Annotated in this window: 12 protein-coding genes; 5 read left to right on the top strand and 7 right to left on the bottom strand. The window is 70.4% G+C overall.

The window, feature by feature from the left end; translation table 11 throughout:
• Positions 1 to 103 precede the first annotated feature (103 nt).
• The 3 genes from ABZ454_RS26625 (at position 104) to ABZ454_RS26615 (ending at position 4076) form a co-directional block, all read left to right on the top strand.
• Entirely contained in the window at positions 104 to 1426 is a 1323-nt protein-coding gene (locus ABZ454_RS26625) for a PhoH family protein (RefSeq protein WP_356324707.1), read from the top strand.
• Positions 1427 to 1813: 387 nt separating this feature from the next.
• Complete coding sequence (locus ABZ454_RS26620; RefSeq protein WP_359541522.1) at positions 1814 to 2521, top strand: transglycosylase SLT domain-containing protein; 708 nt, start codon at positions 1814 to 1816, stop codon at positions 2519 to 2521.
• Positions 2522 to 2657: 136 nt separating this feature from the next.
• On the top strand, positions 2658 to 4076 hold the full coding sequence (locus tag ABZ454_RS26615) for an AI-2E family transporter (protein WP_359541520.1): 1419 nt from the start codon (positions 2658 to 2660) through the stop codon (positions 4074 to 4076).
• Between the two features lie 91 nt (positions 4077 to 4167).
• Here the strand turns inward: ABZ454_RS26615 and ABZ454_RS26610 are convergent, their stop codons facing one another.
• On the bottom strand, positions 4168 to 4701 hold the full coding sequence (locus ABZ454_RS26610; RefSeq protein WP_123461342.1) for an alkyl hydroperoxide reductase: 534 nt from the start codon (positions 4699 to 4701) through the stop codon (positions 4168 to 4170).
• Between the two features lie 12 nt (positions 4702 to 4713).
• Positions 4714 to 5268 (bottom strand): peroxiredoxin, encoded by a 555-nt coding sequence (locus ABZ454_RS26605; protein WP_018100933.1) that lies wholly within the window; start codon positions 5266 to 5268, stop codon positions 4714 to 4716.
• Between the two features lie 133 nt (positions 5269 to 5401).
• On the opposite strand from ABZ454_RS26605, the gene ABZ454_RS26600 reads away from it, so the two are divergent.
• Complete coding sequence (locus ABZ454_RS26600; protein ID WP_356324713.1) at positions 5402 to 6367, top strand: hydrogen peroxide-inducible genes activator; 966 nt, start codon at positions 5402 to 5404, stop codon at positions 6365 to 6367.
• Positions 6368 to 6411: 44 nt separating this feature from the next.
• On the opposite strand, the gene ABZ454_RS26595 is transcribed toward ABZ454_RS26600, so the two are convergent.
• The 5 genes from ABZ454_RS26595 to ABZ454_RS26575 all read right to left on the bottom strand — a co-directional run bounded on the left by ABZ454_RS26595 (position 6412) and on the right by ABZ454_RS26575 (position 11347).
• On the bottom strand, positions 6412 to 8808 hold the full coding sequence (locus tag ABZ454_RS26595) for an FtsX-like permease family protein (protein WP_359541518.1): 2397 nt from the start codon (positions 8806 to 8808) through the stop codon (positions 6412 to 6414).
• Entirely contained in the window at positions 8805 to 9491 is a 687-nt protein-coding gene (locus ABZ454_RS26590; RefSeq protein WP_359541516.1) for an ABC transporter ATP-binding protein, read from the bottom strand. The genes ABZ454_RS26595 and ABZ454_RS26590 overlap by 4 nt, the downstream gene beginning before the upstream one ends.
• Positions 9488 to 10012, bottom strand: a complete 525-nt coding sequence (locus ABZ454_RS26585) for a PadR family transcriptional regulator (RefSeq protein ID WP_359541513.1) — start codon at positions 10010 to 10012, stop codon at positions 9488 to 9490. The genes ABZ454_RS26590 and ABZ454_RS26585 overlap by 4 nt, the downstream gene beginning before the upstream one ends.
• Positions 10013 to 10130: 118 nt before the next feature.
• A complete protein-coding gene (locus ABZ454_RS26580) occupies positions 10131 to 10379 on the bottom strand; it encodes a hypothetical protein (RefSeq protein ID WP_359541511.1) in 249 nt (82 codons plus the stop codon).
• Positions 10376 to 11347, bottom strand: coding sequence for an SPFH domain-containing protein (locus ABZ454_RS26575; protein WP_359541507.1), 972 nt, complete (start codon positions 11345 to 11347; stop codon positions 10376 to 10378). The genes ABZ454_RS26580 and ABZ454_RS26575 overlap by 4 nt, the downstream gene beginning before the upstream one ends.
• Before the next feature lie 222 nt (positions 11348 to 11569).
• Between ABZ454_RS26575 and ABZ454_RS26570 the strand changes: the two genes are divergently transcribed.
• The gene (locus tag ABZ454_RS26570; protein WP_359541505.1) at positions 11570 to 13867 is read left to right on the top strand and encodes a transglycosylase domain-containing protein; all 2298 of its coding nucleotides are present in this window, start codon (positions 11570 to 11572) and stop codon (positions 13865 to 13867) included.
• Positions 13868 to 13923: the final 56 nt, after the last annotated feature.

Raw genomic sequence — 13923 nt, 5'->3', positions numbered from 1 at the left:
GCTCGGCCCGCGCAAGGCGGCCGGAGCCCGGTCCGTCCTCTCCCATTGGGATGCTCCGCGACGCCGTCGCACCCCAACCTCGTCCGAGGGGGTACGTCCTTCCGTGGTGACCAGCACAAAGCGCCGCATGCCCGACAGGCGCACCTATGTTCTCGACACCAGCGTCCTGCTGGCCGATCCGAACGCCATGGCCCGCTTCGACGAGCACGAAGTCGTGCTCCCGATCGTCGTGGTCACGGAACTGGAGGCCAAACGGCACCACCCCGAACTCGGGTACTTCGCCCGGCAGGCCCTGCGCCTGCTGGACGACTTCCGGGTCCGGTACGGCCGGCTGGATGCCCCGATCCCCCTCGGGGATCTGGGCGGGACGCTGCGCGTCGAACTCAACCACTCCGATCCCGGCGTCCTTCCCGCCGGCTACCGGTTGGGGGACAACGACTCACGGATTCTCGCGGTCGCACGCAATCTCCAGGCCGAGGGGTACGACGTCACGGTCGTCTCCAAGGACCTGCCGCTGCGCATCAAGGCCTCGTCGGTCGGTCTCCTCGCGGAGGAGTACCGGGCGGAACTCGCCATCACCGACTCCGGCTGGACCGGGATGTCCGAGCTGCCCCTCTCCGCCGAACAGGTGGACCTGCTCTTCACCGAGGAGACGCTCTACGTCCCCGAGGCCGCCGGGCTGCCCGTGCACACGGGCCTGGTCCTCCAGTCCGACCGGGGCAAGGCGCTCGGCCGGGTGACGGCCGAGGGCGACGTCCGGCTCGTGCGCGGTGACCGGGAGGCCTTCGGCATCCACGGCCGCAGCGCCGAGCAGCGCATCGCACTGGACCTGCTCCTGGACCAGGACGTCGGCATCGTGTCGCTGGGCGGCCGGGCCGGTACCGGGAAGTCGGCACTGGCGCTCTGCGCGGGCCTCGAAGCGGTCCTGGAGCGCGGGCAGCACAAGAAGGTGATGGTCTTCCGCCCGCTGTACGCGGTCGGCGGGCAGGAGCTCGGCTATCTCCCCGGCAGCGAGGCCGAGAAGATGAGCCCCTGGGCCCAGGCCGTCTTCGACACGCTCTCGGCGGTCTCCGGCCGTGAGGTGATCGAGGAGGTGCTGGGGCGCGGCATGCTGGAGGTCCTGCCGCTCACCCACATCAGGGGACGCTCCCTCCATGACGCCTTCGTGATCGTCGACGAGGCCCAGTCGCTCGAACGGAACGTCCTGCTGACGGTGTTGTCCCGCATCGGGGCCAACTCCCGGGTGGTGCTCACGCACGACGTGGCCCAGCGGGACAACCTCCGGGTCGGCCGGTACGACGGAGTCGTCGCCGTGGTCGAGAAGCTCAAGGGGCACCCCCTCTTCGCGCATGTGACGCTCACGCGTTCGGAGCGTTCCCGCATCGCCGCACTGGTGACCGAAATGCTGGAGGAAGGCCAGATCTGATACGGCTTGGGAGAGTTGGTGCCGCCCGGCGAGCCAAGGAGCTTAGCCGGGCGGCATCGTGTTGCGGCACCGTTTCCGCGATTCCGGTGCTCCAAACGGTGTGTGAGCTTTCCCACGCAACGGAGAATTGCTTCCCGGTGTCCCGGTCCGGCAGAGTCTTGCTTCCGTCAGGCCCCGCATACGGCACACAGGCACCTCCAGAGGCGCCACGCACCACACAACTCAACAGCCGCCCGTATGCCGCCCGCGAGCACCACGCGGCGCTCCCCCCGGGGAGTCGCCCACCGGGCCCGTGCCTCCCGTGACCCAAGCAGTAGGGAGGCCAGTGTCAGGGGCACGATTGCGCCCGCGAGGTCACCTAAGCGGGCGATGCTGGAAGGACACCGTGTGAGCCGGATCTCGGTCCGGGGGTTCGCCGTGGCATCTGCCACAGCCGTAACCACCGTTGGCGCCGTCGTAGGCGTTGCAGCAGGCAGCACTCCCGCCGCTGATGACAACAACTTCGAGGCGACCGCAGCCGACACCACGCTGCTCGCAGACATCCCCGCGGGCCAGCAGGCCCAGGTGCAGACCGCGTCGCTGACGCAGCAGGCCGACGCCCAGGCGTCCGCGGCCGACGCGGCGGCGAAGAAGTCCGCCGAGGAATCAGCTCGTGTGCAGGCCGCCAAGGACGCCAAGTCCAAGAAGGCGGCGGCCGAGGACAAGCTGGAGAAGGAGCGCCAGGACAAGAAGGACGCTGCCGAGCGTGCCAGCCGCTCCGAGGTCCGCAGCGCCTCCGCCTTCGCCACCCAGGGCTCGTACACCGTTGCCGAGGTCCAGGCGATCGCGCGTCAGATGGTGCCCGCCGACCAGTTCCAGTGCTTCAGCAACATCGTGAACGTCGAGTCGAGCTGGAACTACCGGGCGAGCAACCCGTCCTCCGGCGCGTACGGTCTCGTCCAGGCGCTCCCCGGCTCGAAGATGGCCTCGGCCGGAGCCGACTGGATGACCAACCCGGCCACGCAGATCAAGTGGGGCCTGAACTACATGAACAGCGGCCGCTACGGCAGCCCGTGCGCCGCCTGGTCCTTCTGGCAGGCCAACCACTGGTACTAGGACTTACCGGGACTCAGGTCTCAACCTCGCGACGCCCCTCACCGTCCTACGGTGAGGGGCGTCGCGCGTGTACGGTCGGGCGGAACCGTTCCCGGGGGGAGCGGTGGGGAGAGCGGACGGGGGTAGAGGAACCGTTATGTCGAAACTGCCGGGGTGGCTCGGACAACTGGGTGCTGAACTGACCAGGCTGGGAGAGCGCCTGGACGAACGGCGGGCCGAAGCGGCGGCCGAGGACGACGTCGCGCACGAGGGGCGGTCGGTGACGGCCGCCGCGCCCGCGCGGGGGGCCGGGACCGACGGGAGCGCGGCCCCGGCGGACCATGTGCCGCCGCCGCCCGCGTACGCCCCCGACATCTCCGCACGCCCCGATCCGGTCGCGGCGATCCCCTGGGGGATGCGGGTCGCGGCCGAGGCGGGCTGGCGGCTGCTGGTGCTCGCCGGGACCCTCTGGGTGCTCATGCGGGTCATCAGCGCCGTGCAGTTGGTGGTGCTGGCGTTCGTCGCCGCCCTGCTCGTCACCGCGATGCTCCAGCCGACCGTCGCCCGGCTGAGACGTCACGGGCTGCCGCGGGGACTGGCCACCGCGGTCACGGCGATCCTGGGCTTCGTCATCATGGGTCTGGTCGGCTGGTTCGTGGTCTGGCAGGTCATGGACAACATCGACACCCTCTCCGACAAGGTGCGGACGGGGATCGACGACCTGAAGAACTGGCTGCTGGACAGCCCGTTCCATGTGACCGACAAACAGATCAACGACATAGCGAAGAACCTCAGCGACACCGTCGGCACCAACACGGAGGCGATCACCTCCGCCGGACTGCAGGGCGTCACCGTGATGGTGGAGCTCCTCACCGGGATGCTGCTGGCGATGTTCTCCACGCTCTTCCTGCTCTACGACGGCAAGCGCATCTGGCACTGGGTGCTCAAGCTCGTGCCCGCCCAGGCCCGGCCGGGTGTCGCGGGCGCCGGGCCCCGCGCCTGGCGGACGCTGACCGCCTATGTGCGGGGCACGGTGATAGTCGCCCTGATCGACGCGATCTTCATCGGCCTCGGAATCTTCTTCCTCGATGTGCCGATGGCCGTGCCCCTGGCCGTCTTCATCTTCCTGTTCGCCTTCATCCCGCTCGTCGGAGCCGTGGTCTCGGGGGCGCTGGCGGTGGTCGTCGCCCTCGTCACGCAGGGAGTGTTCACGGCACTGATGGTGCTGATCGTGGTCCTCGCGGTGCAGCAGATCGAAGGCCACATCCTGCAGCCGTTCATCCTGGGCCGCGCGGTGCGCGTGCATCCGCTGGCCGTGGTGCTCTCCGTCGCCGCGGGGGGCATGATCGCCGGCATCGGGGGCGCGGTCGTCGCCGTGCCGCTGGTCGCGGTGACCAACACGGTGGTCGGCTATCTGCGGACGTACGGGCAGGAGCAGTCCCGCCGCCACTCGCCGCCGCCGCACGGCTCGACCTCACTGGACGCGGCGCCGACCCCGGCGCCCGGCTCGCCGCCGGAGGAGACCGACGACGGCAGCGACGAGGAGCCTGCCGCCGAGGCCCTGAAGCAGGCCTGAGTAAGACGCCGGACGGCGCAGCGCACAGAAGAAGGGCCCCTCGGACGGTCGGTCGTCCTCGGGGCCCTTCTCGTATCAGGATACTGCGGTGCTACTCGGCGAGGACCGCCTCGGCTTCGAGGGTCACGCCGACCGCCTGGATCACCGAGGCGATCTTGACGGCTTCCTGAATGGTCTCACGGTCCACGCCGGCCTTGCGCAGCACCTGCTCGTGGGAGTCCAGGCACTGGCCGCAGCCGTTGATCGCGGAGACGGCGAGCGACCACAGCTCGAAGTCGACCTTCTCCACGCCCGGCTTGCCGATCACGTTCATCCGCAGGCCCGCGCGGAGCGTGCCGTACTCGGGGTCCGACAGCAGGTGCCGGGTCCGGTAGAACACGTTGTTCATCGCCATGATGGCGGCGGCCGACTTCGCGGCGGTGTACGCCTCCGCGGAGAGGTTGGCCTTCGCCTCCGGCTCCAGCTCGCGCAGCACCTTCGGCGAGCGCGAGGCGATCGCGCAGGCGAGGACGGTGCCCCAGAGCTGCTGCTGCGGGAGTTCGCTGTTGCCGATGACCGAGCCCAGGTTCAGCTTCAGGTCCTTGGCGAAGTCCGGAACGGCGGCCTTCAGTTCGTCGAGTGCCATGTCCGTATCAGCTCACTCGCCCGAGAGGAGCGCGACCGGGTCCAGGGTGTTCTCGCCCTTGGTCCAGTTGCAGGGGCACAGCTCGTCGGTCTGCAGGGCGTCGAGGACCCGCAGGACCTCCTTGGGGTTACGGCCCACGGAACCGGCGGTCACCATCGTGAACTGGATCTCGTTGTTCTGGTCGACGATGAAGACGGCGCGCTGCGCGAAGCCGTCCTCGCCCTCGATGCCGAGGTCGCGCATGAGCTCGTGCTTCGAGTCGGCGAGCATCGGGAAGGGCAGGTCGGTCAGGTCCGGGTGGTCCTTGCGCCAGGCGTGGTGCACGAACTCGGAGTCACCGGAGAAGCCGAGGATCTGCGCGTCACGGTCGGCGAACTCGTCGTTCAGCTTGCCGAACGCGGCGATCTCCGTGGGGCACACGAAGGTGAAGTCCTTCGGCCACGCGAAGACGATCTTCCACTGACCCTCGTAGGTCTTGTGGTTGATCTGCTCGAACTCCTTGCCGCTCTCCAGCGACACGCAAGCGGTCAGGTCGAACTCGGGGAACTTGTCACCGACAGTGAGCACGCGCTCTCCTTGCAGTGTGAGGAATTCCCTTTTTGGGGGCGTTCCTGCGGGTTGGACGAGCTCCACCTTGGCACAGAGTGCATTGATCGCGGAAATAGCTACACTCGGTCGTGATGATCGGAGGTGCCTATCAGTGGCCCAGAGCAATCAGGGCATCCGCCCCAAACAGCCCAGCCTCTCGCAGCTGCGCGCCTTCGCCGCCGTGGCGGAGTATCTGCACTTCCGGGACGCGGCGGCCGCAATCGGGATGAGTCAGCCCGCGCTCTCCGGGGCGGTGTCCGCGCTGGAGGAGGCACTGGGTGTCCAGCTCATCGAGCGTACGACGCGCAAGGTGCTGCTCTCGCCCGCGGGGGAGCGCCTCGCTGTGCGGGCGAGGGCCGTGCTGTCGTGCGTCGGTGAGCTGATGGAGGAGGCCGAGGCGGCCCGGGCGCCGTTCACCGGAGTGCTGCGGCTCGGCGTGATCCCGACCGTCGCCCCGTATCTGCTGCCGACCGTGCTGCGGCTGGTCCACGAGCGCTATCCGGACCTCGACCTCCAGGTGCACGAGGAGCAGACCTCCTCGCTGCTGGAGGGGCTGGCCGCGGGGCGGCTGGACCTGCTGCTGCTCGCCGTGCCGCTCGGAGTGCCCGGGGTGAGCGAACTCCCGCTCTTCGACGAGGACTTCGTGCTGGTCATGGAACGCGACCACTGGCTCGGCGGGCGGCAGGACATCCCGCGCGAGGCGCTGCGGGAGCTGCCGCTGCTGCTGCTCGACGAGGGGCACTGCCTGCGCGACCAGGCCCTCGACATCTGCCGCGAGGCGGGGCGTACGGCGGGCGCGCCGGTCACCACGACCGCGGCCGGGCTCTCCACGCTGGTGCAGCTGGTGGCCGGCGGGCTCGGGGTGACGCTGCTGCCGCGGACCGCGGTGACGGTGGAGACCGCCCGCAACGACGCCTTGACCACCGGGTACTTCGCCGACCCGGCCCCCTCGCGGCGGGTGGCGCTGGGGATGCGGGCCGGGGCGGCCCGGCACGAGGAGTTCGAGGAGTTCGCGGCCGCGCTGCGCGGGGCGATGACGGCGTTGCCGGTACGCGTGGCGACGGCCGGGCGGACCTGAAAGGGGCCCGGCCGGCCGCCGGACCGGCCGGCCCGGGCCCGCCCCTACTCGGTGCGCAGCCCCTCGGGGCGCATCATGCGCCACAGCGCCGGCAGGGAGAGCAGGGTGACCAGGAGGATGAGGCTCGCGCCCGCGCCCGCCAGCGGCAGGAACAGCCACCAGCCGGTCACGTCCTTGCCGACCATCCAGCACAGGGTGGCGCCGAGGGCGAGGCCGCCGGCCACGGCCACCGTGAGCCCGATGACCACCGGGACCGCGGTCTGCCACAGCACCGACCAGCCGAGGGTGACCCGGCGGGTGCCGAAGGCGACCAGGACCGACAAAAGCCGCTTGCGCTCGCGCAGCTGCTCCAGCTGGGAGACCAGCATGGACGCGGCGATCAGCAGCAGGGTGGCGGTCGCGCCGACCTGGAGACCCGTCTGGACGCTCGCGTACTGCCGGTCGCGCTCGACCGACTGCAGGGTGGCCACGCGCATGCCGGGATCGATGCGCGCCGCTGTGTTGCGCACGTACTCGGCGGCGTCCGGCACGTGTTCGTCGATGCGGATCTGCGAGACGGTCTGGGCTCCCGGCAGGGTCCGCGCGTCGATCGCTCCGGGGGTGACCATGATGCCCCAGCGGTCCTCGCCGAGCGGGTCGGTCCGGCTCCCGACGGTCCGGGCGCCGGCCGGCAGCGTCCAGTGCAGTGGCTTGTCCCGGCCGTAGCTGTCGAACTCGAGCACCCCGCCCTTGCGGGCGGTCTCGTCGACCCAGTCGGCCTGCCCCTTGTCCTTGGGATGGACCACGAAGGTGTCACCGTCGCGGCAGGAGGTGATCCGGGCGAGCTCGCGCAGGGTCGCGCAGTCCCCGACGGTGAACGAGGTGGTGGGCTGGATCGCGTCGTCCGTGTACGTGCCCGGCTTCGTCGCGTACGCCTCGACCGTGCCGATGACCTGGGTGACGCCCTTGGTGGCGCGGAACTCCTTGATCGTGTGCAGGGCGGCGTCGCCGCTGACGACCTCGGAGGCGGCGTAGAACTGGGCGCGGGACGGGTCCTGGCCGGTGATCTTGTTGAAGTCGTCGTTCATGGCGGCGAACAGCATCTGCAGGGCCACCGCACCGGCCACGGCGACGGTGACGCCGCTGACCGCGCGGGAGGCCGCCCCGCTGCTCAGCTGGAGCCGGCGGGTGGCCAGCTGCCAGGGGACCGGGCCGCCGCGCAGCCGCTTGACGCAGGCCTCGACCAGCCAGGGCAGGAGCAGGGCCAGCCCGACCAGGACCAGCACCGCGCCCCCGGCGACCGGGTACGGGTTGACGGGTCCGTACTCCTCGACCTTGCCGGTGAGTCCGAAGACCGCGAGCCCGGCGGCCGGCAACAGCAGCCGCCACCAGAGGCGGCGCTTGCGGCCCCGGCTGTCGCGTACGACACCGAGCGGCTCGATGACCACGGAGCGCATGGCCCCGAGCGTGACGAGCACCGCGATGAGCGGAACGGCGAGGGCGATCAGCACGCCCAGCCGCGCGTCGGGGACCAGGTCGGAGGGGAAGGCGCTGGCGTCCCAGACCTCGACGTGGGCGACGAACCGGCGCCCCGTCAGGAAGAGGGCCAGCCCGATGAGGAGGCCGAGCACCGAGCCGAAGAGCGCCTCGCCGGCCGCGATCCGGCGGGTCATCCGGATGTCCGTACCCACCAGGCGCAGCGCGGCGAGGCGGCGGTCACGGCGGTCGCCGCCGAAGCGCACGGCGGTGGCGATGAAGATGGCCACGGGGGCCAGCAGCACCACACAGACCATGATGGTCAGCACGATGAGCATCGGTGGCATCGGATCGGCCGGTCCGGGGTCGCCGTATCCGGCGATCCGGTGGCCGCCCGTCGCGCCGGTCAGGGTGCCGCTGCCGGCGTAGAACCACAACTCGCCGGGCGAGCGCAGTCCCGCCTGCGAGATCGTGCCGGTCACCTCGTACGGCAGCCGCTCCTTGAGCAGCGCGTTCTCCGGCGCGTCGAGGAGTTCCCCGAGCGCGGGGGAGACCACCATCTCGCCGGGGGCGGGGAAGGCTTCGATGCCCGGGGGGAGGACCGGGTGGCGGCCGTCCGCGCGCATGAGGAAACCCGTGATGGTGCGGTCGTGGTAATCGGTGCTCGCTTCCAGCCGAAGGACCGTGCTGTCCGACTTCTTCGCCGAGGCGTCGGGGGAGCCGGAGACCTTGGTCTCGGAGCGGGCCTGGTCGCGGGCGGACCGTTCGTCGAGCATGTGCGGCACGGAAGCCGCGGTGAGCAGCAGCGCCACACCGAGTCCCACGCCGACGGCGGTCAGCAGGGTGCGGACCCAGCCCTCGCGGCCGCCGCCGGCGGCGAACCGGATGCCGAGCGCGAGATCGCGCAGCCAGGGAGCGGTGCGGGAGGGGGCTTCGGGCGGGGGCACCGGGCCGGCCGGGGTCCTCTTCTCGTCGAGCAGCGTCATGCGGCGTGCTCCAGGTCGCGGGCCCGGCCGTCGCGGACGGTGACGTCGCGGTCGGAGTAGGCGGCGACGCGGGCCTCGTGGGTCACCAGGACCACGGCGACGTTGGAGGAGCGGGCCGAGTCGGTGAGCAGTTGCATGACCCGCTCGCCGTTGAGGGAGTCCAGGGCGCCGGTCGGCTCGTCCGCGAAGATCACCTTCGGCAAGGCGGCCAGGGCGCGGGCCACGGCGACGCGCTGGCCCTGACCGCCGGAGACCTCACCGGGGCGCTTCCCGCCGATGTCCTCGACCTCCAGGCGCTCCATCCACTGCAGGGCGGTGCGCTCGGCGGCCTTGCGGCGGGTGCCGTTCAGCCGCAGCGGCAGGGCGACGTTCTCCACGCAGGTCAGCTCCGGGACGAGCTGGCCGAACTGGAAGACGAAGCCGAAGTCGCTGCGGCGCAGCGCACTGCGCTCGGCGTCGGACATCGCGGAGAGCTCGCGCCCGGCGTAGGTGATGGTGCCGGAGTCCGGGGTGATGATCCCGGCGAGGCAGTGCAGCAGGGTGGACTTGCCGGAGCCGGAGGGGCCCATCACGGCGACGACCTCGCCGGGGTGGACGGAGAACGAGGCGCCGTCGAGCGCGGGGGTCGATCCGTAGGTCTTGCGCAGATCGGTGGCCGAGAGCAGGGAGCCGGCGGGGATCACGGGGCCACCACCTTCGCGAGCTGGCCGAGTCGCGCGGCGGTGAGCTCCAGCCAGCGCAGGTCGGCTTCGAGGTGGAACAGCGCGTGGTCGCAGATCAGCTGGTCGGCCAGGTCCCCCTGCCGCTTGCGGTCGGTGAGGATGCGCATCAGGCGCAGATGCTCGGAGCGCTGGGCGTCCAGCACGTCGGCGGCGTTGCGGCCGGTGAGCATCGCCAGGACGACCTTGGTGTACAGGGTCGACTGGAGGTACGGTTCCGGCTTCTCGGGCTGCGCGAGCCAGGCGGTGACATCGGTGATCCCGGCGTCGGTGATCGCGTAGCGCTTGCGCTCCGGGCCGCCGTCGGTCTCCACGCCGTCGACCTCGACGAGCCCGTTCTTGAGGAGGCGGGACATCGTCGAGTAGACCTGCCCGTAGTGCAGGGGGCGGTCGTGCCCGAACTTCTCGTCGAAGGTCCGCTTGAGGTCGTACCCGTGGCGGGGGCCGGACTCCAGGAGCCCGAGCAGGGTGTGGCCGATAGACATGCCCAGGACTGTACACGGCGTGTATACCTGGTGTGTATACCGGCCCGGGGGTGGTCACCCCTTCGAGTGACGGGCAGCGGGTGACCGGCGGCCGGGACCGGGGCGGCGCCCCGGGAGATCACTCCGCGTCCGGCGCCTTCGGCGGGCGCCCCCGGCGCGGGATCGGCGCCGCGCCGCCGGGCAGCCGTCCCGCCTCCGCGAGCGCCCTCCGCAGCAGGAACTCGATCTGCGCGTTCGCGCTGCGCAGCTCGTCCGACGCCCAGCGCGCCAGCGCGTCGTGCACGGCGGGGTCCAGCCGCAGCAGCATCTGCTTGCGCTGCTGCGGCCCGGACCGCGGCGCGGGGCGCCGAGGGGTCTCGTCCGTCACTGGTAGAGCGTGCCCGTGTTGAGGACGGGCTGCGCCGCCCGGTCGCCGCACAGCACCACCATCAGATTGCTGACCATGGCCGCCTTGCGCTCCGAGTCGAGCTCGACGATGTCCTGCTCGGCGATCCGGGTCAGGGCCATCTCGACCATGCCGACCGCACCCTCCACGATCTGCTGCCGGGCCGCGACCACCGCTCCCGCCTGCTGGCGCTGGAGCATCGCGGAGGCGATCTCGGGGGCGTACGCGAGGTGGCTGAAGCGGGACTCGATGATCCGTACGCCCGCCGCCTGGACCCGTGCCGTGAGCTCGACGGCCAGCTTCTCGGTGATCTCCTCGGCGTTGCCCCGCAGCGAGAGGCCGCCCTCCTCGTGGGCGTCGTACGGGTACTCGATCGCGATGTGGCGCACGGCCGCCTCGGTCTGGGTGGCGACGAACTCCAGGAAGTCGTCGACCTCGAAGAGCGCCTGCGCGGTGTCCTCGACCTTCCAGACGACGATCGCGGCGAGCTCGATCGGGTTGCCGTAGGCGTCGTTGACCTTGAGGACCGCGGTCTCGTGGTTGCGGACCCGGGTGGAGATCTTGCGGCTGGAGGTCAGCGGGTTGATCCAGCGCAGGCCGTCGGCGCGGATCGTGCCCACGTACCGGCCGAAGAGCTGGATGACCCTCGCCTCGCCCGGTGCGACCATCTTCACACCGCCCATGCAGAAGAACGAGGCGATGGCGAGCAGCACGCCCAGGATGCACAGCGGGACGCCGAGGCCGTTGTTCCCGTTCGATCCGATGACGCCGCCGAGGATGGCGAGGCCGACGCCGACGACCACCCCGATCACGGTCAGCAGGAGGCCGAGGCCGCCGGCGATGCTGTGCGCCGTCGTCTCGCGGACCTGCGGTTCCGGCATCTGCGGCGCGTCCGGCGTGAGGTCGGCCGGCGGTCCGGCCGGAGTGTGCGGGCTGAGCGGTTCAGTCATGGAATCCCCCGTTTCGCGTGGCTAGCTCTCCGCTAACAATGTGATTACACATTAACTGCTCTCGCAACCCTGCGCACCCCTCAGGAGTCGGTTCCCTTGGGAACGGGTGCTGATTGTCACGTCCGGAAAATGCGGGATCGCTCGCTTTTTGCCGTTACCAACGGTGTTAGCTGGCAGGTCCGGGCTGATCCGGTCGAGCAGAGAAACGGGAGCAACACAGCAATGGGTCGAGCGGATGCGCGACGAGCCCAGCGGCGCGGGTCGCGGCGGGCCGAGAAGAGCGGCGGCATACGCGGACTCTTCACCTGGCGGAAACTACTGGGCGCGGCCTTCACCGTCTGCCTGCTGGGCATGGGCGCCTTCGCCGTGCTCTACATGCTGGTGGACGTGCCCGAGGGCAACGCCCAGGCCAAGCTGCAGAGCAACATCTACAAGTACTCCGACGGCACCCTGCTGGCCAGGACCGGCGAGGTCAACCGCGAGATCGTGGACCTCGCGCAGGTGCCGAAGGAGGTCCAGATGACCTTCGTCGCCGCCGAGAACAAGTCCTTCTACCAGGACCAGGGCGTCGACTTCAAAGGCACCGCACGCGGCCTGCTGAACACCGTTTCCGGCAAGGGCAAGCAGGGTGGCTCGACCATCACCCAGCAGTACGTCAAGAACTACTACCTCGACCAGGACCAGACGGTCACCCGGAAGCTCAAGGAACTGGTCATCTCGCTGAAGGTGGACCAGAAGAAGAGCAAGGAGGAGATCCTCGCCGGGTACATCAACACCAGCTACTACGGCCGGGGTGCGTACGGCATCCAGGCCGCGGCGCAGGCGTACTACGGCAAGGACGCCAAGGACCTGGACGTGGCCCAGGGCGCGTACCTCGCCGCGCTGCTCCAGGCGCCCAGCCAGTACGACTGGGCCGTCGCCGGGCCGAAGGGGAAGGCGCTCGTCCAGGAGCGCTGGAACTACGTGCTCGACAACATGGCCGAGGAGGGCTGGCTGGACGCCGGCAAGCGCCAGGGCCTGAAGTTCCCGGTTCCGCAGGACCCCAAGCCGCTGAACGGGGTCGCGGGACAGAAGGGGTACATCGTCGAGGCGGCCCGCAAGGCGGTGCTGGACGAGACGGGCATGAGCAGCGAGCAGTTCGACCTCGGTGGCTGGACGATCACCGTCAACATCGACAAGAAGAAGCAGCAGCGGCTGGAGAAGTCGGTCGAGACGAAGCTGATCGACAAGCTGGACACGAAGAAGCGCAAGCTCGACCAGGACATCCAGGCGGGTGCCGTCTCGGTGGATCCGAAGACCGGTGCGGTGCTCGCGCTGTACGGCGGACGCGGCCAGAACGAGCACTGGACGTCCAACGCCGCCCGTCGTGACTACCAGCCCGCCTCCACCTTCAAGCCCGTGATCCTCGCGGCGGCCCTCGACCAGGAGTCGGTGACGCAGGACGGCCAGCAGATCACCGCCGACACGCGGTACGACGGCACCAGCGAGCGCCCGGTCGAGGGCAGCGACATCGCCTTCGCGCCGGAGAACGAGGACGACGCGAACTACGGTTCGGTCACCGTCCAGACCGCGATGAACAAGTCCATCAACTCCGTCTTCGCGCAGATGGGCGTCGACGTCGGCATGGACAAGGTGATGCAGACCGCCGGCAAGCTCGGCATGGACGTGGAGGGCCTGCCGGCCGTGCCCGCGCAGACGCTCGGCTCCATGGGCGCGAGCCCGATGGAGATGGCCGGCATCTACGCCACGCTCGACAACCACGGCAAGAAGGTCACTCCGCAGATCGTGAAGTCGGCCGTGCACCAGGGCGACGAGCCGGTGCGGATGGCCGACGCGCTCGGCGGCCAGGTGATCAGCCGCCAGGCCGCAGACTCCGTCACCTCGGTGCTCACCGGAGTGGTCGACGACGGTACGGCCCATCGCTCGGTGCGTAACGCCGAGGGACTGGCCGACCAGCAGATCGCGGGCAAGACCGGCACCTCGGACGACAACAAGTCGGCGTGGTTCACGGGGTACACCCCCGACCTCGTCACGTCGGTCGGCCTCTTCGGCGAAGCCGCCTATCCCCGTACCGACGACGAGGGCAAGAAGGTGCAGAAGGGTGCGCAGGTGACCCTGCAGGGCGCGGGGGGCGGCGGCCGCGTCAACGGCGGTGGCTTCCCGGCCGAGATATGGGCGGACTTCACCGGCCACTCCGTCGGCGAACCGAGCAAGTTCGTCCTCGACACCGACATGGGCGCGGCCGTCGCCCCGCCGCCGGACACCACCTCGCCCAGCCCGACCACCTCGCCCTCCGAGGAGGCCTCGCCCTCCGACGAGCCGTCCACCGAGGCCCCGCCCGAGAAGCCCACGGACAGCGAGTCGCCGGCGAGTTCGCCGCCCGCCAGCCCCTCGGGGGACGCGTCCAGCGAGCCGCCCACCGAGCCGTCGACCGAGCCCGGCCCGTCGAACAGCGCCGAACTCCCGCCCAACCCCGGGGAGAACAACCGGCCGGACGACGACAACGCCCTGCTGCGCTGATCCGCCTCCGCGGACGGCGCGGAAACCGGAACGGGCGGTGTGCGAGGGAAACCCCT

It is taken from the genome of Streptomyces sp. NPDC005803 (assembly GCF_040630435.1).
Classification (GTDB): domain Bacteria; phylum Actinomycetota; class Actinomycetes; order Streptomycetales; family Streptomycetaceae; genus Streptomyces.
The sequence above is the reverse complement of the archived record's forward strand: the minus strand, read 5'-3'. Positions and strand labels throughout refer to the sequence as shown.